A 22,310-nucleotide genomic window follows, 5' to 3' on the forward strand; every position below is an offset into this window, starting at 1 on the left:
ATTATAGACGTCCAGAATCTGCCGTCAACCCCTGATTTGGCTTTTCTATCAGGATATTCAAAATCCCTGCTTAATATATAGACGCAACATGAATGAATGCGCAGTATATTGCCCAAGACATAGAACAATCCTCTCGCTTCCTGCCTCGGACGATGCCACGCAATGAATGACCACCCCCGCAGCCTTGCCTCGACTCTGTTCTCGGTTGGCCTGCTCTTGATAGCGATGGCATCGATCCAGTCCGGGGCCTCCCTGGCCAAAAGCATGTTCCCGGTTATCGGCGCTCAAGGGACCACCACCCTGCGGCTGATCTTCGCCAGCGTGATCATGCTGCTGCTATTACGGCCATGGCGAGCGAAGCTCACCACAAAATCCCTGCGCACCGTTATCGTCTACGGGATGGCCCTGGGCGGCATGAATTTCCTCTTCTATATGTCCTTGCGCACTGTCCCCTTGGGTATTGCGGTAGCCCTGGAATTCACCGGCCCATTGGCGGTCGCCATTTATGCCTCACGTCGAGCGATCGACTTTCTGTGGATCGCTCTGGCAGCCGTGGGCTTACTGCTGTTGATTCCGACGGGCGCCACGAGTGCGGGCATTGACCTCGTGGGTGCCGGTTATGCCCTTGGCGCTGGTGTCTGCTGGGCGTTATACATTTTGTTCGGCCAGAAGGCCGGTGCTGACAATGGTGTGCAGACCGCCGCATTGGGCGTGATGATTGCCGCACTGTTCGTAGCCCCCATCGGCATCATCCACGCTGGCGCGGCGCTGCTGACACCCTCGCTGATTCCCGTGGCCATCGGGGTCGCCATTCTGTCCACCGCCCTGCCCTATACCCTGGAGATGGTCGCCCTCACACGGATGCCGGCCCGGACCTTCGGCACTTTAATGAGCATCGAACCTGCAATTGGCGCATTGTCCGGTCTGTTATTCCTCCATGAATTCCTTTCCCTGTCACAGTGGATGGCTATCCTGTGCATCATTCTGGCTTCCGTCGGAGCGACCATGACCATGGGCAGTACCGCCAAGCCCGCGGTTGCGGCGGATTGAAATGAGATTTGACGAAGGTCTGGTATTTGCCGCTCAATTAGGCCATGTTTAGGCCACGTAACTCAGTGTCAGATATGGATTTTTTCAGATAGGGACATCCGAACGCTTCAAGCAAAAGCGAATGCAGGCAGACCCGGGCGCAAGATCCGGGGCCTCAATAAGGACAGCAATGAAACGAATTTTGATACTGATCGCCGTACTTGCAATTGCAGGCTGCGCGGCGACCTCGAAACCCCAGATGAAACATGGCAAGAAAGGACTGCATATCAACTGTTCGGGGTTGTCATCCTCCTGGGACAAGTGCTACGCCAGCGCAGCCAATTCGTGCGCGCCCAAGGGTTACAAGGTCATTGCCAAGTCAGGGGATGCCGTGGAAGAGCCCGGTGATTATCCGTTCGGCCTCAACCCGGCCGGCTATACCAGCCGCAGCATGATCGTCATCTGTAAGTAACCCTCCCCTTCCATCGGGTTTGCGTACCCGATAGGCGCTTCACCCGGATGCTGCTAACGTTCGTCAGTCACTGACCGTTCAGCAAAGGGCGAGCTGATTTACAGACCGATACTGCTGGGCGGTGTCTTCAAAGCGACTGGTAGCCCTACCCGCGCAATAGCCAGACATGAATCAGGCGCTGGAAACAGCGCCTGAACTCAAGCCGATCAAATAGCCGCGGTCCGGGTGTTCAACCACTCCAGGGCTGCGCCATCGAGCAACGGGCTCAAGCGTTCACGCACCTCGGTGTGATAGCCGTTGAACCACTGCTTTTCATCCTCGGTCAGCAGCGACGGTTCCAGGCAACGGGTGTCGATCGGGCACAGGGTCAGGGTTTCGAATTTCAGGAACTCACCAAACTCACTCTTGCCCGCTTCGCGATTCAACACCAGGTTCTCGATCCGCACCCCCCAGCGGCCCGGACGGTAGGTGCCCGGTTCGATGGACGTGATCATGCCTGGCTGCATCGCGGTTTGCGGTGCCGCCGCAGCCTGATAGGCGATGACTTGCGGGCCTTCGTGAACGTTGAGGAAGTAGCCAACGCCGTGGCCGGTGCCGTGACCGTAATCGACGCTTTCGGCCCAGATCGGCGCGCGGGCAATGGCGTCCAGCAATGGCGACAGAATGCCTCGAGGGAACTGGGCACGGGAGAGTGCAATCACGCCTTTGAGCACTCGGGTGCAATCGCGCTTCTGTTCGTCAGTCGGCGTACCCACCGCAACCATACGAGTAATGTCAGTGGTACCGCCCAGGTATTGACCACCGGAGTCGATCAGCAACAAACCGTCACCTTCGATCACCGCGTGTTCTTCTTCGGTGGCATGGTAATGCGGCATCGCACCGTTGGCGTTAAACGCGGCAATGGTGTTGAAGCTCAACGACACATAATCCGGGCGCCGGGTACGGGCCGCGGTCAGGTGTTCGTCGATGGTCAGTTCGGTGATGCGCTCGCGCCCCCACGCTGCTTCCAACCAGGCGAAAAATTCGCACAGCGCCGCGCCATCCTGCTCCATGGCCCGACGAATGTGCTCGGCATCGGCCAGGCTTTTCTGCGACTTGGCCAGGGTGGTCGGGTTCAGGCCTTCAAGCAGTTTCACGCCGCTGTTCAGGTTATCCAGCAGCCCCACGGTGACCCGTGCCGGATCGACTTGCAGGCTTGCGCCGCTTGGTACGGCGCGCAAGGCGGCGGCCACTTCGCTGTAGTCGCGCAGGGTCACGCCGTCCTCTTCCAGAATGGCGCGCAATTCGGTGCTCACTTTGCTCAGGGCCACAAACAGGGTGGCCTGCTGCTGGCTGATCAGGGCGAAGGACACAAACACCGGGTTGAACGACACATCACCGCCGCGCAGGTTGAACAGCCAGGCGATGTCGTCGAGGGTGGCAATGAAATGCCAGTCGGCACCGCGCTCTTTCAACACGTCACGTAGCCGGGTGAGTTTTTCGCCACGGCTGACGGTCGCCTGAGGTGGCGAGTGTTGATAGATCGGCTCGTTCGGCAGGCTCGGACGATCACTCCAGACTTCGCTCAGCAAATCGATGTCGGTGCGCAGACGGGCGCCGCGCTCTTGGAGTTTGCTGCTCAAGGTACGCGCCGAAGCCACAGCCATTACCGCGCCATCGACGGCGACGACACCGCCCTCAGGGGTTTGCTCGGCCAGCCAATCGAGCGGGCCGGGTTGGCCCGGTTGCAGCTTGACCAGCTCGATGCCGCTGCCCTTGAGTTCTTTGCTCGCTTGTTCCCAATAGCGGCTGTCGGCCCAGACGCCAGCGAAATCCGGCGTGACGATCAACGTGCCGACCGAGCCATGGAAACCCGACAGCCACTGCCGTCCCTGCCAATAGCCCGGCAGGTATTCCGACAGGTGCGGGTCGGCCGACGGCACCAGCAGCGCGTGAATACCCTCGCGGCTCATCAGCTCGCGGGTTTGCGCCAGGCGCCGGGGTACCAATCCATTGATCGAAGGCTGCGTACTCATCGTGTCTCCTGCTAACCACTTCATCATTATTGTTCGGTGCCGATCGGAGTCGGCGTTTAAGGACCTGTCGCCCAGAATGCCGGAGCACTGGCGACGGCCGCTTTGATCAGCTCTACCGCCTGGTCGATATCTTGCTCGGTGGTGAAACGCCCCAGGCTCAAGCGAATGGTCCGGCTCGCCGAGCGGGCGTCATGCCCCAGGGCCAGCAGCACATGGGACGGTGCATTGCTGGCGGAGTTGCAAGCCGAAGTCGCGGAAAACGCGATCGAGGTGCTCAACGCCGTGGAATTGAACTCGCCTTCGTTGAAGGTCAGGCTCAAGGTGTGAGGAATGCGCTGGGTCGAGCTGCCATTGAGGCGCACGCCAGGGATGCTCAGCAGTGACTCAAGCAAGCGTTCACGCAAACGCACGATAGTGGCTTTTTCTTCGTCGAACGACGCGGCTGCCAACGCGAACGCTACGCCCATGGCTGCAATCTGGTGCGTCGCCAGAGTGCCGGAGCGCAACCCGCCCTCGTGACCGCCGCCGTGAATCTGCGCCTGCAAGCGCTGTTGCGCACGAGGCCCGACATACAGCGCGCCAATGCCTTTGGGGCCGTAGACCTTGTGCGCCGAAAATGACATCAAATCCACCGGCCACCGGGCCAGATCGATCGCCACTTTGCCTGCACCCTGAGCCGCGTCAACGTGGAACAGCGCATTGCGATCACGCACCACTTGGCCGATGGCCGGGATGTCGTTGACGGTGCCCAGTTCGTTGTTGACTAGCATCAGCGACACCAGGAAGGTGTCTTCACGCATTGCCTCGCTGACCGCCTGCGGGGTAATCAGGCCTTCGGCATCCGGCACCAGATACGTCACGGCAACGCTGGCGTCCTGCAATTGTTTTGCCGCGTCGAGAATCGCCTTGTGCTCAATCTGGCTGGTGATGATGTGGCCACCGGACACACCGCGGGCCTGGGCCACACCCTTGAGGGCAAGGTTGTTGGATTCAGTGGCGCCGGAGGTCCAGACGATCTGCTCGGCCTGGGCGCCCACCAGTTCGGCGACCTGGCACCGTGCTTGTTCGACCGATTGCCGGGCCTGCTGGCCGAAGGCATGGGAGCTGGAAGCCGGGTTGCCGAAGTTACCGTTAAAACCCAGACACTCGACCATCACCTTGATGACCCGCTCATCCACCGGCGTGGTGGCAGCGTAGTCGAAATACAACGGACGTTTATTCATAAAAGACTCGCAGAGCGTGTTCCGGGATCAGGACGCTCGTCACTGGAAATGTCAAAGCGTCGCCTCGTGAGCGACGCCGAACTTTCAGAACGACAGCAATACCTGATCGGAGGCCGTTAAAGAAGTACAACTTCATTTAAAAGTGCGTAGGAACGCTCCTGAAGTCGAGCTTAACAGGCATCGGGCAACCGGTTGAAGCAATGCGTCAGCTAAAACTTTCGAGCAACAACGGATACAGCGAAGCCACCAGCAACAAGGCCATGCCCCAGTTGAACAGCCGCAACCAGCGGCGATCGCGCAGCACATTACGCAGCAGCGTGCCACAGCCGGCCCACACCCCGACGCTCGGCAGGTTGATCAAAGCGAAGACCGCGGCAATCACGATCACATTGGTGAAATAACCCTGCATCGGCGTGTAGGTGCTGATGGCACCGATGGCCATGATCCAGGCCTTGGGGTTGACCCATTGAAACGCCGCCGCGCCCAAATAGCTGATCGGCTTGCCCTCGCCCTGCTCACCGTCGGCTACCGGCCCGGAATGGGCAATCTTCCACGCCAGGTACAGCAAATAGGCCGCACCGACATAGCGCAACACGGTGTAAAGCAGTGGATAGGTTTGAAACACCGCGCCCAGGCCGAAACCCACGGCGACCACCAACACGAAGAAACCGCAGGTAATGCCCAGCATGTGGGGGATGGTGCGGTTGAAACCGAAATTCACGCCCGAGGCCAGCAACATGGTGTTGTTCGGACCGGGAGTGATCGAGGTGACAAGGGCAAACAGGGCAAAGCCCAGCAACAGGTCGAGAGAGAGTGTCATGGGTGGCAGTCCATCGGGGTCAGTCAGGTGTTGACCCTATCGCACGCCTTGAGGGAAACCCATGGACAGTTGCGTGAAAGTTCGAGCGGTACAGTTGTCGTTCAGCTTGGGCGACCGTGAAGCTGTACTGTGCGCTCGGCGTTCATCTCGCCTTGTTTATCGAAACTGAACGATTTTGCCGGCTGGGGCTGGCCGAGCAGTTCGGCTTTCTTCGCGTGGTACTCCTCGAAGGACAAGCCGCGACGATTCAGGGCTTCCAGCGCCAGCTCCCGGGTTTCTTCGGCGGTGTAGGGGCGCAGTTCCGGTGAAACATGACTGGCACATCCGGCGAGAACGGAAACGGCGAGCAGCAAGACAGTGGCGAGTAGAGATTTCATATCGAGCGTCCGGGTATCTGGGTTCGGGGCAATGAACACAGGCTACCCGCGCCTCTCGAAGGGCAGAAATCAACGCTCTCGATAGTGGGTATCGGATTGACAAGGATATGCGTGGCTCAGGGCCGCGGCGGCTCGTCGGACTCTCGGTTGCGGCGAAGAGGTTGACCTATAGTTATCCGACCGGTAATCGGCGAAGGAACACCTTGCTCCCACAACAAAAAGGAGAACCGTCATGAGCGTTAAACCCATTCCAGAGGGTTATCACAGCATCACCCCTTATCTGGGCATTCAGAAAGCTGCCGAAGCCATCGACTTCTACAAAAAAGCCTTTGGCGCCACCGAAGTCATGCGCCTGGCCATGCCCGATGGCGGTATCGGGCACGCAGAACTGCGCATCGGCGACAGTTCGATCATGCTCGGCACGCCGTGCGACCAGGGCCCGTTGAGCAATCCGGACAACTCGGCGTCCGTGGGCCTGCACTTGTATGTGAACGACGTGGACAAATCCTACAAACAGGCCATCGATGCCGGTGCCACGGTGGTGTCCGAGGTCAAGGATCAGTTCTATGGCGACCGCACGGGAACCTTGAAGGATCCCTATGGGCATTTGTGGTTCCTGGCCACACGTAAAGAGGATCTGACTCAGGAACAGATCGAACAGCGGGCCAAGGAGATGTTCAAGCAGGGTTGAGATCTTCGGTGCCTGATCAGGCCCCATCGCGAGCAGACTCGCGATGGGGCCATCACATTCGCCATCAATGTTGACCGTCAGATCACTTTCGTGAGCAAGCCCGCCCAGGGCCACCGCAACACGAAACATTTACTTTCATATCCCCTTTCGGGATTTCCGATGCTCATACGTCTTATTTAGATGCAGTCGGTCGCGTAGGCAAAAGCCACGGCCGGACTTTTCATGGACCACTACGCTGGGAAGCCCGCAGCAGAGGTCCTCTCATCGAAACAAGACCTTTAATCATGTCGAAGAAATCCCGCTCAAAACTCTGGTTTCTGGTCCATAGCTGGCTGGCACTGCCGATCTGGTTCTTTGTATTGATCGTCTGCGTGACCGGCACGCTGGCGGTGGTCAGCCAGGAAATCGTCTGGCTGGCCAACCCGCAAATGCGTGCCAGCCCGCCTTCGGACGATGCGCCTCGACTCAATTACGACCAGATCGTCGCCGCCATCAAACAGGCCGAACCCCAGACGCGGGTCCAGGGCATCAGCCGCCCCGACGAGTCGCATTTCGCCCTGGACGTGGACGTCAGTTACCCGGATGGTCGCTCGGTGACGGTCTATGTGAATCCTTACAGCGGAGTGATTCAGGGCACGGCCCCGCCATTCAATTTCAAGGCGTTCACGCGCGCACTGCATGGCTGGTGGCTGGTGCCGTTCACCAACGGTTACAGCTGGGGCTGGTATCTGGTGTCGTTCCTCGGGCTGCCGATGCTGGCGTCATTGGTGACCGGGCTAGTGGTTTACAAACGGTTCTGGAAAGGCTTCTTGCGCCCAACCCTGCGCATTCGCCATGGCGCGCGGATTTTCTGGGGTGATTTTCACCGGCTCAGTGGCATCTGGTCGATCTGGTTCATCGCGGTGATCTCGATCACCGGCGTCTGGTTCCTGATCAAGGCGATTCTGTTCGACAACCAGATTTCGATTACCACCGAACCGGTCGTGTCGGTCGTCTCGCGTGAAAGCGTGCCGTTGACCCGCACCGGCACGCCGGCCCCGATGATCAGCCTGGAACAGGCCATCAAGGTCGCCCAGGAGCAAATCCCCGGCCTTGAAGCCAGTTTCGTCACCCTGCCAGGCAACGCCTACAGTCACCTGTCGGTCGGCGGTCGCAGCGGGTACCCGCTGATGTTCCAGACCGCCGAGATCAACCCGTACAACGGCGATGTTGCCAGCACGCGGTTGCTGACCGATCGCACCCGCCTGGAATTCGTGACCGAGTCGATGCGTCCGTTGCACACCGGTGACTTTGGCGGGATCTGGATCAAGCTGATCTGGTTCTTCTTCGGATTGCTGCTGAGCATGATGGTGCTCAGTGGATTGCTGATCTGGACCAAACGCACCGCCCTGGCCACCGCCAACGCGTTAAAACGCAGCAACAAGCCCCCGCGCCCGGTGTCGAGGCCGCAAACGGTCATGAACCAGCAGACGCCGGAGGGCAACCTGTGAGCAAGACGATCCCGGCACCACGGCCTTCGCGCGCAAGCCTGTTCTGGAACAAATGGCGCTTCCACATCAACATTCTTTTGCTGCTGATCCCTTTGGGCTTCATGCCTAAATACCTTGCCGACGCCTCGCTGTTTCGCGGTGACAGCGGATTGGGGGAACGGGAGATCGGCGAAATCCAGGTCGGTCCCTGGAGCCTGAAACTGGCTGAGCTGCGCAACGAAGCGCCGCGGCTGACAGGCCCCGCCGGCTACATGAAAGGCTTCAACGCAGCGCTGTGCGAGCGTTGTCGTGAACAGGTCAAGGCGACTTACCTGCGCATCGGCAAACCCCGCAGCCTGCGCGCCGCCGGGGCGATTTTCTTTGGCACGCCCTACCGCATGGGCGCTTCGCTGCCGATGCCTGAAAAGACCAGAACCGACGCCGAGCTGTGGATCACCATGGAAGGCTGGGACGGCGCCATGCATCAAGCCTCCATCCCCCTGAGCCAGGCATCCCCGGCCACCGTCGCATGGCTGAACAAACAAGGAGGCAAACCATGATCAACGCTTTTCGCCCCGTTTTACTGGTGCTCTGCGCCGCCTTCAGTACCGGTGCCCTGGCCCATAACCCGATGTGCGAATGCAAGGCCATCGACGCCGAGCAGATCCGTTGCACCGGCGGCTTCTCTGACGGCAGTGGTGCACCGGGCGTGACCCTGGACGTGATCGGTTACGACGAAACCATTCTGGTGCCAGGCAAGCTCGGCGCCGATTCGACCCTGACCTTCAAGAAGCCCGGCGCCGAGTTCTATGTGCTGTTCGACGCCGGTCCCGGTCATGTCGTCGAGATCGACCAAGCCGACATCGAGGCGCCCTGAACATGAGCATGACCACGCCAACCACCCAAGTGGTTCGCCCGGCCGGTGCCGGCCACGAAACCCTTTATGTGTTGCTGTTGTGCCTGATGATCCTGGCGGTGGCCGGCTCGGTGGTCGCCTGGCGTGGCGAGTCCTTTGAGGTGAGCAGCGTCGGCAGCCATCAACTGGATGCCCGTCGCGACCTGAGCGCCTCCGAGCAAGGCATCTACGCCGACCTGCGGGTCACACTGGATGAAATCCACCTGTTGCGTCAGGAACAGCAGGCGCTGCCCACACCCGTCACCCTCGCCGATGAAGGTTTCGCGCCGTTTGCCCAGGACGCCAGTTCTGTCAGCCGCGGCGGTCATGCCTGGCAGTTGCTGGGCGCCAAGGCTTACTTTGGCCGGAGCCAGACTCCAACCGTGGCTGGCTCGTTTCTGATGCGTTTGACCGCTGAAGACGACACCGCGCCGGACATCTGGCTCAACCGTGGTAGCGCCCTCATCGCCCCCAACGATCTCACCGACGCTGCGCTCAACGGCACCGGCTGGCAGCAGATCGTCGCGAAATTCGACGCCGGCGTTACCCGCCAGCATCGGCATTGAACCCCCGCCTTCACCCGAGAGAAGACCGCTTCCCCATGCCTAGTTCATCTCAACGTCCTTTCTTGCGCCTGCTGCTGGTCGGCCTGTTTGCCTGTCTGCTGAGCCCTTTGGCCAATGCCGATGAAGCCAAGCGCCTGCGCATCGGCATCACCCTGCACCCTTATTACAGTTATGTGGCCAATATCGTTGGCGACAAGGCCGAAGTGGTGCCGCTGATCCCGGCCGGTTTCAACCCGCATGCCTACGAGCCGCGAGCCGAAGACATCAAACGTATCAGCGGGCTCGACGTGATCGTGCTCAACGGTGTGGGCCATGACGACTTCGCCGACCGCATGATCGCCGCCAGCGAAACCCCGAACGTCAAGGTGATCGAAGCCAACGAAAACGTGCCGCTGCTGGCCGCCACCGGCGTCGCCGCCCGGGGTGCCGGCAAGGTCGTCAATCCGCACACGTTCCTGTCGATCAGCGCCTCTATCGCCCAGGTCAACAACATCGCCCGGGAACTGGGCAAGCTCGACCCGGCCAACGCCAAGACCTACACCCAGAACGCCCGCGCCTACGGCAAACGCCTGCGGCAGATGCGCGCCGATGCCTTGGCCAAATTGACCCAGGCGCCGAACGCCGAGCTGCGCGTGGCCACGGTCCATGCGGCCTACGACTATTTGCTGCGCGAATTCGGCCTGGAAGTGACCGCCGTGGTCGAACCGGCCCACGGCATCGAACCGAGCCCCAGCCAACTGAAAAAGACCATCGATCAACTGCGCGAACTGGACGTGAAGGTGATCTTCTCGGAGATGGATTTCCCGTCCACCTACGTCGATACCATCCAGCGTGAGTCCGGGGTGAAGCTGTATCCGCTGTCACACATTTCCTATGGCGAATACACCGCCGACAAGTACGAAAAAGAAATGACCGGCAACCTCAATACCGTGGTTCGGGCGATTCAGGAGTCCGGCGCATGACCGCTCAAGAAACCTTGACCGTAAAAAGCACCGGCCCGACCCTCGATTTCACCGAAGTCAGCCTGACGCTGGGCCGCACGACCATCCTCGACAAGGTGACTTTTGAGGTCCGGCCCAGCAGCGTGCATGCCCTGGTCGGCCCCAACGGTGGCGGCAAGAGTTCGCTGATCAAGACCCTGCTCGGGCAGATGCCGCATCAGGGTCGCTTGAGCCTGCAATGGCCCGGCGGCGCCGGCACCATTGGCTACGTACCCCAGGCATTGGAGTTCGATCGCGGCTTGCCGATGACCGTCGACGATTTCATGGCCGCCATGTGCCAGCGGCGCCCGGCATTCCTCGGGTTGAGCAAGCACTACGCCGTGGCGATTGGCGAGGCGCTGGAGCGGGTCGGTATGCAGGACAAGCGCCAGCGGCGCATGGGCGCGCTGTCCGGTGGTGAGCGCCAGCGCGTCTTGTTGGCCCAGGGGCTGATTCCAGCACCGCAACTGCTGGTGCTCGACGAACCGATGTCGGCCCTTGATGAGGCTGGTATCCAGGTGTTCGAACGGCTGCTGGGCGACTGGCGCCAGAGCGGCATCACCGTGTTGTGGATCGAGCATGATCTGGAAGCGGTCGGGCGTCTGGCGGACCGGGTCACCGGGCTCAATCGCCGGGTGCTGTTCGATGCCACGCCGAAACAGGCACTGACCCCGGAGCGACTGCTGACCTTGTTCTCGACCCATCCCCGGAGCGTTGCCTGATGAGTTACGAAGCCTTTCGTTTGATGGTCCAGGGGTGGGCCTCGTCGGGTTACCTGCCAGAAGCGCTGGCCTATGGTTTCGTGGTCAACGCCCTGCTCGCCGGGTTGCTGATCGGCCCGGTGCTGGGCGGCTTGGGCACGCTGGTGGTGGTCAAGCGCTTCGCGTTTTTTTCCGAAGCGGTGGGTCACGCGGCGTTGACTGGCGTGGCGATCGGCATTCTGCTCGGTGAACCCTACACCGGTCCCTATGGCAGCCTGTTCGGTTACTGCCTGCTGTTCGGGATTCTGCTGAACTACCTGCGCAACCGCACAGGTCTGGCGCCGGATACGTTGATCGGTGTGTTTCTGTCGGTGTCGTTGGCGCTGGGTGCCAGTCTGTTGTTGATTCTGGCGGGCAAGATCAACGTGCACATTCTGGAAAACGTGCTGTTCGGTTCAGTGCTGACGGTCAACGGCAACGACCTGCTGGTATTGGCCATCGTTGGTTCACTGGTGATGGCGCTGGCCCTGCCGCTGTACAACCGCATCATGCTCGCCAGTTTCAACCCGCAATTGGCGGCGGTGCGCGGTGTGGCGGTGAAGACCCTGGATTACCTGTTCGTGATTCTGGTGACCCTGATCACGGTGGCGGCGGTGAAAGTCATCGGGGCAATTCTGGTCGGCGCGCTGTTGGTGATTCCAGCGGCAGCCGCGCGTTTGCTCAGCCAGTCGCTGAAGGGGTTTTTCTGGTGTTCGGTGCTGATTGCCACGGTGAGCACCCTGTGCGGAATCCTCGCACCGATTGTGTTTGACCTGCCCATCCCGTCCGGTGCCGCGATCATTCTGGTGGCCGGCATCGCCTTCGCCCTGGCCGCGATCGCTCGCGGCATCGTCCCCAGTCTGAAAGGGAACCTCGGATAAATGTCTTTTTCTCTGCGTCAATTGAGCCTGGCTGTAACCCTCTGTGGGCTGGTCAACACACCGCTGCTCGCCGCTGACAGCGCCAAACCGTTGCGCGTGCTCGCCTCCCTGCCGATCACCTATGGCTTGGGCGAAGTTCTGCTCAACGGCACCGATGTCCGTCTTGAGCGCGCCGCCCCGGACAACCTGCCCGGGAGCCGGCAGACTGCTTACTTCACCGGCCGTGGCGCTCCCGCGCTGAATAAGCTGGCGATCGATGCCGATGCAGTGATCGGCCTGCGCTCGCTGTGGCCTGACGATCCGCTGTACCCGAACGCCCGGCGCAGCAACATCCGTATCGTCGAAGTCGACGCCGCCCGCCCGGTGGACGGCGCCCTGCCCGGCATCGCCGTGCAGCCTGACAACAAGGTCGACGGTTTGAACAGTCAGCCGTGGCTTTCCAGCAACAACATGGGGCGCATGGCGGACGTCATGGCGGCAGACCTGGTACGCCTGACGCCAGCGTCCAAACCGAAGATCGACGCTAACCTGGCAGCGCTCAAACAGCGCCTGCTCAAGCTCAGCGCCGACAGCGAGTCACGGCTGGCCAGTGCCAACAACCTGAGTGTGATGAGCCTGAGCGATCATTTCGGTTACCTGATTGGCAGCCTCAACCTGGAACTGATCGGCCTGGATGCACGGCCAGATGCTGAGTGGACGCCCGAAGCTCTCAAGCAGTTGAGCGTGATGCTCAAGGACCATGACGTGGCGGTGGTGTTGCATCATCGACAGCCGTCGGACGCGGTGAAAGCGGTGATTGCCGAGGCTGGCAGTCGGTTGGTGGTGTTGAGTGTCGATGGGGCGGATCCGGTGGCCGAATTGGAAGGGGATGTGGATTTGGTCATCAAGGGGTTGAGCGGTAAGCCTGCTGCCTAAGATCTTTTGATGTTAAAAAAACAATGAAGCCCGCTGACCTTACCGGTTCAGCGGGCTTTTCGTTCCCACGCTCTGCGTGGGAATGCAGCCAGAGACGCTTCGCGTCTCACTTGACAACTCAGTGAGCCACGGCCGCCTGCTCTTGCATTTTCTGGCGCAGGCTCAGTGGACGCATGTCGGTCCAGACTTCTTCGATATAGGCCAGGCATTCCTTTTTCAGGCCGCTCTTGCCCACGGTGCGCCAGCCTTGTGGCACGGCTTTGTAGTCGGGCCAGATCGAGTATTGCTCTTCGTGGTTGACCACGACCTGAAAGAGGATGTCCTCGCGGTCGAATACTGACGTCATGCTGTGTCTCCATCGCTGTAGGGTGGGCTGCACGCCGTGCGCAGCCGTTATGTAAAAAGAACGTTCGAGGCGCCGAAAAATTTAGAGGCTGGTAGTGGCAGCAGCCATGGCCCTGCCGAAAATCTCGGCCACCCGATCGATTTCCGCGGCGGTGATCACCAGCGGCGGCAGGAAACGCACGACACCGCCGTGGCGCCCGCCCAGTTCGAGGATCAACCCGCGCTTGAGGCATTCGCGCTGCACCAGTGGCGCCAGACGCCCGAAAATCGGCGGATGGCCTTGAGCGTCCGGGGCGCCAGTCGGATCGACCAATTCGACGCCCAGCATCAAGCCGCGTCCGCGAATATCACCCAGTTGCGGGAAGTCCCGCTGCAGGATGCGCAAGTGTTCACTCAGGCGTCCGCCCATGGCGGCAGCGTGCTCGCAAACCTTGTGCTCAGTCAGGTAGCGCATCACCGCAGAGCCCGCGGCCATGGCCATCTGATTACCGCGGAAGGTTCCGGCATGGGCGCCCGGCAGCCAGGTGTCGAGCCAGTCGCGATAGACCACCACCGCCAGCGGCAGGCTGCCGCCGATGGCCTTGGACATCACCACCACGTCCGGAATGATCCCGGCGTGTTCGAAGGCGAACATCTTGCCGGTGCGGGCAAAACCGCTCTGGATTTCATCGACGATCAGCGCCACGCCAGCCTTCTCGGTGATGCGCCGCACACCGCGCAGCCAGTCAAGATCGGCCGGAATCACCCCGCCCTCGCCCTGCACCACTTCGACGATCACGGCAGCGGGCAATTGCACGCCGGCTTCCGGATCATTGAGCAGGTTCTCCAGGTAATTCAGGTTGACCTGCACCCCTTGCGCGCCGCCGAGCCCGAACGGGCAACGATAGTCGTAGGGGTATGGCATGAACTGCACGCCACTGCCGAGCAAGGCACCCAACGGCTTTTTCGGCCCCAGACTGCCCATCAGGCTCAGCGAGCCCTGGCTCATGCCGTGGTAACCGCCCTGGAACGACAAAACCGTGCTGCGCCCGGTGGCGGTGCGCACCAGTTTCAGCGCGGCTTCCACGGCGTCGGTGCCGGTGGGGCCGCAGAACTGGATCTTCGCTTGCGCGGCCAACGCCGGAGGCAACAGACCGAACAGGTCCTGGACAAACTGATCCTTGACCGGCGTAGTCAGGTCGAGGGTGTGCAGCGGCAGTTCATCGCTCAGTACTTGCTGAATCGCTTCGATCACCACCGGATGGTTGTGCCCCAGGGCCAGGGTTCCGGCTCCGGCCAGGCAATCGATGAAACGGCGGCCTTCGACGTCCTCGACATAAATGCCCTTGGCACGCTTGAGTGCCAGGGGAATGCGCCGCGGGTAGCTGCGGGCATTCGATTCCTGCTGGCTTTGACGGGCCAGCAGCGGCGATTCGTTGAACTGATAAAGCGTCTCGGCAGGTATCGGGATGATCCGGGCCGGCTGATCTTCGATAAGGCTGGTAGCGACTGACATCTCTCGACCCCTGTTGATAGTGACCAAAACTGCACACCGGACAGGTGCGCATTCCAGTCACGGAGCGCACTTGCAGGTTTTCCTGTTCTGGAAACGCATCAGGACCTCAAGGATTTAGACCCTCGATCAGCTTTCTATGAAGGTGGCGACAGCGACTTGAGCATGGGGATGGCGCGGAGTCCCGCCACGGTGAAGGTTTCAGCGCAAGTCCGATAACCCAGGCGATGGTAAAACGCCTCGCTGGTACGCGTGCTGTTGAGTCGCGCCTGAGGCAAACCCCGAGCGATCAACCACGCCTCGAGGTCGTGCACCAGCGCCTGTCCGGCGCCGCGCCGAAACCATTCCGGCTGCACGTAACAGAACGCGACCTTGCCGCTGATCGCCGCCATGGCAACGCCGATCGGTTTGTCCTGCAACAGCGCAATGTTCAGGTACAACCGTGGGTCGGACAGCCAGGGCTGCACGTGGTCGATGGTCTTGGTGTGGGTCCAGGTGGCGACGGTTTGCGGATCGTTGCGATGGTCGAGCGCGCACCCGACGCGAATGGAGCGCTCGACGATCCGGCAGATGATGCCGGCATCGGCGGGCGTGGCCTTGCAGATGTGTATCGATGCATCCATGGCGCTGTTACCTCAATCCATTGAGTCAAAGCTGCCGGGGACGATAGCGCTGTGGGGGCCGGGTGGCTAATGGAGAGACGTTACATTTGGTGTGCGCTAAAGCGTCAGACCGGTTGCAACGGCATCGTCAATTCAACCCGCAACCCATCCGGCCGGCTATCGAAATGCAAAGTGCAACCGCAACGCTGGACAATGGCCTGGACAATCGCCAGGCCGAGGCCGCAACCGGTGCTTTGGCTGTTGCGCCAGAAGCGTTGGGTCAGGTGTTGCAAGTCGTCTTTGGCAATCCCCGGGCCATGGTCGCGGACCAGAAAGCGCACGCGATCGCCACTGGTTTCCAGGCTCAGCTCCACCGCGCCATCGCCCGGGGTATGGCGCAGGGCGTTGTCGAGCAAGTTGCGCAACGCGGCAATCGACAGCACCGCAGGCATTTGCACCGGCGCATCGGAGAGTCTGGCGGGCAATTGAAACCTGATCCGCTGACGGTCACTGCTGGCCGCATCCTGAATCGCCAGTTTCGCCACCTGCTCGGCACTGCATTGCACACCATCATCGAACGACAGACTGCCCTCGACACGCGCCAGCAATAACAATTGTTCTAGGGTACGGTGCAGACGGTCGGCGCCCTCTTCAGCCCGAGCCAGAGACTGATCCCGGGCCGCACCATCAGTCATGCGCGCCACCTGCAGATGGGTCTTGATGGCGGTCAGCGGGCTGCGCAACTCGTGCGCGGCATCACCGGTCAGGCGCCGCTCGCGCTCGATGGTCTTGCCGATGCGCTGGAACAGCTGATTCTGGGTGTCCAGCAGCGGTTGCAGCTCGCTGGGCAGCGGCTGGATCTGTAACGGTTCCAGAGAATCGGCGCTGCGCCGCATCAAGGCATCGCGCATACGATTGAGCGGTGCCAGCCCCTGACCGATGCCAAGCCACAACAGGCACAGGCAGCCGAGCAGCGCCACGCCGACCGGCACCGAGGCCGCCAGCAGAATGGACATGTTCAAGGCTTCGCGCTCGATCTGCCGGTCGGCGGTGGTAATGCGCACATCCCCCCGCGCCAGGGTGAAACTGCGCCATGGCGCGCCGTCGATGATCTGATCGTGGAAGCCCATTTTCTCGGCTTCCAGCGCTTGCTCGGGATTGCTGTGGCTGCGGGCCAGAATCTCGCCGCGCAACGAGCTGACCTGACAAGCCATGCCACCCGGGATATTCAGTTGCTCGGCACTGAAATGGGTGCCCTCGCCCTTGCTCGGCAACGTCGGCAATTGCTCCAGCAGCCCGGCGACCATCCGCGCCGACGCCACCAGCCGCTGGTCGAGGGAAAACATCATTTGGTTGCGCAGATCACTGAGCATCCAGGCGGCGGCCAGGGCCCAGATCAATGCAAACGCGGCACCGAGGGTCAGGCTCAGGCGCAAACGCAGGCTCATCACTTCGATTGCTCTCCGCCATCGGCCGGCCCCAGGCGATAGCCCAGGCCGCGCACGGTTTCGACGATGCCGTTACCGAGTTTGCGCCGCAGGTGATGGATGTGGACGTTAAGGGCGTTGCTTTCCAGTTCGTCGTTGAAACCGTACACGCTGTCCTTGAGTTGCTCGGTGGACAGCACCCGGCCACGGTTATGCAGCAAGGCTTGCAGCAGCGATTGCTCACGGCGCGACAAATCCACCGGTTGGCCGCCGAGCTGGGTTTCGCGGCTGCTGGGATCGTAGGTCAAACGACCGTGTTCAATCAGATTGACGCTGCGCCCCGCCACTCGTCGCAACAGGGTGTGTAGCCGCGCGGCAAGTTCGCGCAGATCGAATGGTTTGAGCAGGTAATCGTCGGCGCCGGCTTGCAAGCCGTCGACCCGATCAGTGACCGAATCGCGGGCCGTGAGGATCAGCACTGGAATCTCCAGGCCATGGTGGCGCAACTGCTGCAACAGCTTGAGGCCATCTTCATCGGGCAGGCCGAGGTCCAGCACCATGACGTCGAACTCCGCGACCTTGAGCATCGCCCGGGCCTTTGATGCGGTGGCGACGTGCTCGACGGTCAGGCCTTGAGCGGTCAGGCCGGCAACGATGCCGCTGGCGATCAACTCATCGTCTTCACAAACCAGTACGTGCATGGGAGCTCCATGAGCAAAAAACATGAGTCAAGCAGGTGAGGATTAAGCCGCAATTATGGCAAGCGTCACCCGCCAGGAGAAGCACAGCCTTGAGTTACGCCATTGTTGCAGTGTCAGACGGATACAGAAAGCGCTCTTTGCTTTATCAACTTCATCATCCATCTCCGTTTTAAATAGATACAACCCTCTTATCAAAGCCCATATCAAAGAGCGATTTAACGCGATAATCTAAGTTCATTACCAAGCCCTCACAAACTTGATAATTCAATAAAACAAACCGACACACACTAGAAAACCAAAATGCGCTCACCCGCTAGAGCGAGCGCAAACAAACTCAAACCGAAACAGCTCTACTTACCAGCAAGAGCCTTTTCACAAACTGAAAGGATTCAGAAAATGCCAACATTAAAAAACTTTGTCGCCATCGACTGGCGCGCGGGCCCTGATCGTATTTATTTCTTCTTCAAGGATACCGACACCTATACTCGCTTTGACATTGGCGACAAAACGGTTCCGCCGGAATACCCCACCTCTGTCGAAGGAAACTGGGGGGGCTTCGAGCAACATGTTAAAAATCTACGCTTTGGATTCACCACCACCTCGTTAGGCCTGTTTGATGACCAGGATACTTCATGGCTATTCTATTACGACGGCAATACGCCAATGGTCTGTGAATACGACCAGGATCTTGACGCGGTGGCTGGCAAATACAAAGTTGTCAATTCGATGTGGGCTCCGATACTGCCTTACTTTGACCAGATCGTCGCTGGAACATGGTGGCAAATCTCCGGCTACCCCTCCCTGTTTAGATTCCTCTTGAATGACGGGCATTATCTGTCGTTCAACTACGCAACTAAAAAGCTGACCCGCAGCGCCATCACCTACAATTCGATGCGGGGGCTGGAGCCTTATAAAGACCGAATCATCACCGCCGCACAAAACGATCGAACGTTTGCAGACAGCTATTGGTACATTTTCCTGACCAACAACCAGTTCTTGATTTACAACATTCAGAGCGGCGGTGTGGTAGGCGGTCTGCGCAACGTCAACGACGCCACTTGGCCCGGGTTGTTACGCGGCTGAGGCCCTGAATAAGGTCCGATGCAGGTAAATTGGAGTTCTTCCTCTCCACATTGACGCAGGGCGCGGTTAATCATCGGTTAATCGCCGCCCTCCACTGTGCACCTCACTTGCACAGGGATAAGGCTTACCCATGCGTCGATTGTTTCTATTCTTCGTTCTGTTGATCTCGGGCATCGCCCAGGCAGGAACGAATCCGTTCGAAACCAAACCCGAATTTCTCCCGGTGGAAAAAGCATTCATCTTCACCTCCGAACGCCTTGAATCCGGCGAAACCCAGCTCTATTGGCAGATCGCCGACCATTATTACCTGTATCAGAAACGCCTGAAACTCGACGGTCTGGCCCCGGAGCAGATGCCGGTGCTGCCCGAAGGCGAGTCCCACAGCGATGAGTTCTTCGGCGAACAGCAGGTGTACCGCCAGGGTCTGGAGCTGAAGATCCCGGCCGGTGCCGCCGGTCAGATCAAGGTAGGCTTCCAGGGCTGCGCCGATGCCGGTTTGTGTTATCCGCCGCAGACTCAAGTGGTCGACCTTGGCGCCAGTAACGTCCTTGCCGCGTTCAATGAAGAAGCGCCCGACCAGGCCCTGGCCAGTGGCCTGCAACAGCGGGCGCTGGGCTGGAGCCTGCTGGTGTTCTTCGGTCTGGGGCTGCTGCTGGCATTCACCCCTTGCTCGTTGCCGATGCTGCCGATTTTGGCGGGGTTGATCGTCGGCAGTGGCGCCACGCCTAAACGCGGTTTTGCCTTGGCCGGCAGCTACGTGATCAGCATGGCGCTGGTGTATGCGGCGATGGGCGTTCTGGCGGCGGCGCTCGGGGCAAACCTTCAAGCGCTGCTGCAGAATCCATGGCTGCTCGGCAGCTTTGCGGCGGTGTTCGTGCTGCTGGCCTTGCCGATGTTCGGCTTTTTCGAACTGCAATTGCCGGTGGCCGTGCGAGATCGCCTGGAACATGTTTCGCGCAACCAGCGCGGTGGCAACCTGATCGGCGCCGGTGTGCTGGGAGCGTTGTCCGGCCTGTTAGTCGGCCCGTGCATGACCGCTCCATTGGCCGGCGCCCTGCTCTATATCGCCCAGAGCGGCAATGCGCTGCACGGCGGGTTGATTCTGTTCGCCCTGGGCATCGGCATCGGTGTACCGCTGTTGTTGCTGGTGACCGTCGGCAATCGTTTCCTGCCCAAACCCGGCGCCTGGATGAACCTGCTCAAAGGCGTGTTCGGCTTCCTGTTCCTCGCCACCGCGCTGCTGATGCTGCGCCCGGTGCTGGATGAATCGCTATGGCTCGGCTTGTGCGGCGCGTTGTTGCTGATCGCCGCCTACAGTGCCTGGAAGCAGTCGCAAGGTTTTGGCCGGGTTGCCCACTTGTTCGGCGTCAGTTCGCTGTTGTTGGGTCTTTGGGGCAGCCTGCTGGTGATCGGTGCCGCGGGCGGTAGTGACGATCCGTATCAGCCGTTGCAGGTGTACAGCACCGGCCGTACCGACGCTGCCGCGCCAAGCGCCCATGATGCCTTCACCACGATCAAGGACCCGATCGCACTGCAACGGGAGCTGGACGCCGCACGGGACCAGGGCCAATGGGTGCTGCTCGATTACTACGCCGACTGGTGTGTCTCGTGCAAAGTCATGGAAAAACAGGTTTTCGGCAAACCCCAGGTGCTGGATGCGCTCCGCGATGTGCGCTTGCTACGGCTGGACGTCACCGCCGACAATGCCGCCAGCCGCGAACTGCTCGGCCGTTACAAAGTGCCGGGGCCGCCCAGCCTGTTGTGGATAGGCACCGACGGCATTGAGCGCCGCAGCCAGCGCATCACCGGTGAGGTCGATGCCGGCACTTTCCTGCAACACTGGACCACCACCCGAGACACTCGTTAATGCTGACCTTTACCCTCGGCACCTTTGCCATCGCGCTTAATCACCTGCTGCTGATCAGTGCCCTGGCGCTGGCGACCTTGGTCGGCTGGCGGGTGGCCAAGCGCGGCGGCGAGAACCCGGAGTCGGTGCTGTTCAGCCTGTTCCTGCTGGGCATGCTGGCGGCCCGGGTCGGCTTCGTGATTGCCTACTGGGCGCACTATCGCAACGATCCGTGGCAGATCATCGACCTGCGCGACGGTGGTTTTCTCGCCTGGCCGGGGGTGGTCGTGTTGTTGCTGGCTGCGTTGTATCGAGGCTGGCGTCGCCCGGGCATGCGTCGGCCCTTGGGCTTTGGCGTGGTCAGTGGCCTGGCGTTCTGGCTGCTGGCGAGTTTCTCCCTGAGTATGTACGAACAAGGCACGCGCCTGCCGCAGATCACCCTGCGCAATGCCGCCGGCCAGGCCATACCGCTCAGCGACTACCAGGGCGGTCCGCTGATCATCAACCTTTGGGCCACCTGGTGCCCACCGTGCCGCCGGGAAATGCCGGTGCTGGAAAACGCCCAGCAGCAACGCCCGGACCTGACGTTCCTGTTCGTCAACCAGTCCGAGAGCATGCAGAGCGTCGCCACCTTCCTCGAAACCCAGGGCCTGAGCCTGACCAACGTGCTGTTCGATGGCAGCGGTCGATTGAGTCAGGCGGTGGGTTCCATGGCATTGCCGACTACGCTGTTCTATAGCCCTGACGGGCACCTGCTGGGCAGCCATCTGGGCGAACTCTCTGAAGCCAGCCTGGCCCGCGCCCTGGAAAACTTCGACACCCCGAACCCGGCCACCTCGGCCACGCCTTCAAGGAACTTGCCATGCTCCGCCTCCGCCTCCGCCACCTGCTGACACTGACCCTGGGTGCCGCCCTGCTGCACCTGCCGTCGGTACAGGCCGAAGAACTGCCTGAAGCGATCAAGAAGATCGAAGCCAAGGGCGCCAAAATCGTCGGCACCTTCGACGCGCCCGACGGCCTGCGCGGTTACGCGGCGCAGTACCAGAACCGCGGCATGACGCTGTACCTGACCCTGGATGGCAAACATGTGCTGCTCGGCAATCTGTATGACGCCGACGGCAATGACCTGAGCAGCGCGCCGTTGCAGAAACTGGTGTACGCGCCGATGGCCAAGGAAATCTGGAGCAAGATGGAAGCCAGCCACTGGATCGCTGACGGCAACAAGGACGCACCGCGGGTCGTCTACCTGTTCAGCGACCCGAATTGCCCATACTGCAACATGTTCTGGGAACAGGCGCGGCCGTGGGTCAAGGCCGGCAAGGTGCAGTTGCGGCACATCATGGTCGGCATCATTCGCGAAGACAGTCCCGGCAAGTCCGCCGCGCTGCTGGCGGCCAAGGACCCGCAGAAAGCCCTGGAAGAACATGAGAAATCCGGCAAGGGCAGTTCGCTCAAGCCGCTGAAAGACGTGCCACCGGCGATTCAAGCGAAACTGGCGGCGAACATGAAGTTGATGGAAGACCTGGAATTGGCCGCCACCCCGGCGATTTTCTACATGGATGACAAGGGCCAGCTGCAACAACAGCAAGGCGCGCCGTCACCGGACAAGTTGGTGAAGATTCTCGGGCCTAAGTAATCCCAGCCGGCCCCTTCGCGGGCAAGCCTCGCTCCTACGGGATTTGGGTGGTTTGCGATTATTGCGAACGACCCAATACTGTAGGAGCGAGGCTTGCCCGCGAAG

The 22,310-nt window shown here is 60.6% G+C and carries 24 protein-coding genes; 15 read left to right on the plus strand and 9 right to left on the minus strand.

The genetic code is table 11. The features are described 5' to 3' along the window. Positions 1-162 precede the first annotated feature (162 nt). Together rhtA and HCU66_RS10620 are read left to right on the plus strand one after the other, a co-directional pair. Positions 163-1,050, plus strand: coding sequence for a threonine/homoserine exporter RhtA (gene rhtA / locus HCU66_RS10615; protein ID WP_205888446.1), 888 nt, complete (start codon positions 163-165; stop codon positions 1,048-1,050). Between the two features lie 169 nt (positions 1,051-1,219). Continuing rightward, positions 1,220-1,501: a hypothetical protein gene (locus HCU66_RS10620; protein ID WP_205888447.1), complete on the plus strand. Its 282-nt coding sequence runs from the start codon at positions 1,220-1,222 to the stop codon at positions 1,499-1,501. A 206-nt stretch (positions 1,502-1,707) separates the two neighbouring features. Here HCU66_RS10620 and HCU66_RS10625 read toward each other — a convergent pair whose 3' ends face one another. From HCU66_RS10625 to HCU66_RS10640, 4 genes are all read right to left on the minus strand, one after another. After that, the gene (locus tag HCU66_RS10625; RefSeq protein ID WP_205888448.1) at positions 1,708-3,516 is read right to left on the minus strand and encodes an aminopeptidase P family protein; all 1,809 of its coding nucleotides are present in this window, start codon (positions 3,514-3,516) and stop codon (positions 1,708-1,710) included. 56 nt (positions 3,517-3,572) lie between these two features. Beyond that, the gene (locus HCU66_RS10630; protein ID WP_205888449.1) at positions 3,573-4,739 is read right to left on the minus strand and encodes a cysteine desulfurase family protein; all 1,167 of its coding nucleotides are present in this window, start codon (positions 4,737-4,739) and stop codon (positions 3,573-3,575) included. A gap of 205 nt (positions 4,740-4,944) precedes the next feature. Beyond that, positions 4,945-5,559 carry a LysE family translocator gene (locus tag HCU66_RS10635; RefSeq protein ID WP_205888450.1) on the minus strand — a complete coding sequence of 205 codons (615 nt, stop codon included), beginning with the start codon at positions 5,557-5,559 and terminating at the stop codon, positions 4,945-4,947. A gap of 101 nt (positions 5,560-5,660) precedes the next feature. Next, on the minus strand, positions 5,661-5,936 hold the full coding sequence (locus HCU66_RS10640) for a hypothetical protein (protein WP_205888451.1): 276 nt from the start codon (positions 5,934-5,936) through the stop codon (positions 5,661-5,663). A gap of 232 nt (positions 5,937-6,168) precedes the next feature. On the opposite strand from HCU66_RS10640, the gene HCU66_RS10645 reads away from it, so the two are divergent. The 9 genes from HCU66_RS10645 to HCU66_RS10685 all read left to right on the plus strand — a co-directional run bounded on the left by HCU66_RS10645 (position 6,169) and on the right by HCU66_RS10685 (position 13,073). After that, positions 6,169-6,627, plus strand: coding sequence for a VOC family protein (locus tag HCU66_RS10645; protein ID WP_205888452.1), 459 nt, complete (start codon positions 6,169-6,171; stop codon positions 6,625-6,627). A gap of 284 nt (positions 6,628-6,911) precedes the next feature. Further along, positions 6,912-8,117 (plus strand): PepSY-associated TM helix domain-containing protein, encoded by a 1,206-nt coding sequence (locus HCU66_RS10650; protein ID WP_205888453.1) that lies wholly within the window; start codon positions 6,912-6,914, stop codon positions 8,115-8,117. Continuing rightward, a complete protein-coding gene (locus HCU66_RS10655; RefSeq protein ID WP_205888454.1) occupies positions 8,114-8,656 on the plus strand; it encodes a thiamine pyrophosphate-binding protein in 543 nt (180 codons plus the stop codon). The genes HCU66_RS10650 and HCU66_RS10655 overlap by 4 nt, the downstream gene beginning before the upstream one ends. Next, positions 8,653-8,973 (plus strand): hypothetical protein, encoded by a 321-nt coding sequence (locus tag HCU66_RS10660; RefSeq protein WP_205888455.1) that lies wholly within the window; start codon positions 8,653-8,655, stop codon positions 8,971-8,973. Before HCU66_RS10655 ends, HCU66_RS10660 begins: the two co-directional genes overlap by 4 nt. 8 nt (positions 8,974-8,981) lie before the next feature. Next, a complete protein-coding gene (locus tag HCU66_RS10665; RefSeq protein WP_205888563.1) occupies positions 8,982-9,557 on the plus strand; it encodes a DUF6162 family protein in 576 nt (191 codons plus the stop codon). 35 nt (positions 9,558-9,592) lie between these two features. Then, entirely contained in the window at positions 9,593-10,519 is a 927-nt protein-coding gene (locus HCU66_RS10670; protein WP_205888456.1) for a metal ABC transporter substrate-binding protein, read from the plus strand. Further along, positions 10,516-11,259, plus strand: a complete 744-nt coding sequence (locus HCU66_RS10675; RefSeq protein ID WP_205888457.1) for a metal ABC transporter ATP-binding protein — start codon at positions 10,516-10,518, stop codon at positions 11,257-11,259. Before HCU66_RS10670 ends, HCU66_RS10675 begins: the two co-directional genes overlap by 4 nt. Further along, the gene (locus HCU66_RS10680) at positions 11,259-12,158 is read left to right on the plus strand and encodes a metal ABC transporter permease (protein WP_007906536.1); all 900 of its coding nucleotides are present in this window, start codon (positions 11,259-11,261) and stop codon (positions 12,156-12,158) included. Before HCU66_RS10675 ends, HCU66_RS10680 begins: the two co-directional genes overlap by 1 nt. After that, a complete protein-coding gene (locus HCU66_RS10685; RefSeq protein WP_205888458.1) occupies positions 12,159-13,073 on the plus strand; it encodes a metal ABC transporter substrate-binding protein in 915 nt (304 codons plus the stop codon). 118 nt (positions 13,074-13,191) lie between these two features. Here the strand turns inward: HCU66_RS10685 and HCU66_RS10690 are convergent, their stop codons facing one another. From HCU66_RS10690 to HCU66_RS10710, 5 genes are all read right to left on the minus strand, one after another. Beyond that, complete coding sequence (locus tag HCU66_RS10690; RefSeq protein WP_205888459.1) at positions 13,192-13,419, minus strand: MbtH family protein; 228 nt, start codon at positions 13,417-13,419, stop codon at positions 13,192-13,194. An 81-nt stretch (positions 13,420-13,500) separates the two neighbouring features. Then, the gene (locus HCU66_RS10695) at positions 13,501-14,913 is read right to left on the minus strand and encodes an aspartate aminotransferase family protein (RefSeq protein WP_205888460.1); all 1,413 of its coding nucleotides are present in this window, start codon (positions 14,911-14,913) and stop codon (positions 13,501-13,503) included. 134 nt (positions 14,914-15,047) lie between these two features. After that, positions 15,048-15,533 (minus strand): GNAT family N-acetyltransferase, encoded by a 486-nt coding sequence (locus HCU66_RS10700; RefSeq protein ID WP_205888461.1) that lies wholly within the window; start codon positions 15,531-15,533, stop codon positions 15,048-15,050. Positions 15,534-15,637: 104 nt separating this feature from the next. Continuing rightward, complete coding sequence (locus HCU66_RS10705) at positions 15,638-16,963, minus strand: ATP-binding protein (protein ID WP_205888462.1); 1,326 nt, start codon at positions 16,961-16,963, stop codon at positions 15,638-15,640. After that, positions 16,960-17,640 carry a response regulator gene (locus HCU66_RS10710; RefSeq protein WP_205888463.1) on the minus strand — a complete coding sequence of 227 codons (681 nt, stop codon included), beginning with the start codon at positions 17,638-17,640 and terminating at the stop codon, positions 16,960-16,962. The genes HCU66_RS10705 and HCU66_RS10710 overlap by 4 nt, the downstream gene beginning before the upstream one ends. 396 nt (positions 17,641-18,036) lie before the next feature. Here HCU66_RS10710 and HCU66_RS10715 point away from each other — a divergent pair, with 396 nt between their 5' ends. From HCU66_RS10715 to dsbG, 4 genes are all read left to right on the plus strand, one after another. Beyond that, positions 18,037-18,723: a hypothetical protein gene (locus HCU66_RS10715; protein WP_205888464.1), complete on the plus strand. Its 687-nt coding sequence runs from the start codon at positions 18,037-18,039 to the stop codon at positions 18,721-18,723. 130 nt (positions 18,724-18,853) lie between these two features. Then, positions 18,854-20,590, plus strand: coding sequence for a protein-disulfide reductase DsbD (gene dsbD / locus HCU66_RS10720; protein ID WP_205888465.1), 1,737 nt, complete (start codon positions 18,854-18,856; stop codon positions 20,588-20,590). Further along, positions 20,590-21,462 (plus strand): TlpA disulfide reductase family protein, encoded by an 873-nt coding sequence (locus HCU66_RS10725; RefSeq protein ID WP_205888466.1) that lies wholly within the window; start codon positions 20,590-20,592, stop codon positions 21,460-21,462. The genes dsbD and HCU66_RS10725 overlap by 1 nt, the downstream gene beginning before the upstream one ends. Further along, positions 21,432-22,205, plus strand: coding sequence for a thiol:disulfide interchange protein DsbG (gene dsbG / locus HCU66_RS10730; RefSeq protein ID WP_205888467.1), 774 nt, complete (start codon positions 21,432-21,434; stop codon positions 22,203-22,205). Before HCU66_RS10725 ends, dsbG begins: the two co-directional genes overlap by 31 nt. The last annotated feature ends 105 nt before the right edge of the window (positions 22,206-22,310 follow it).

This window comes from Pseudomonas frederiksbergensis (assembly GCF_017114915.1).
GTDB classification, from domain to species: domain Bacteria; phylum Pseudomonadota; class Gammaproteobacteria; order Pseudomonadales; family Pseudomonadaceae; genus Aquipseudomonas; species Aquipseudomonas frederiksbergensis_I.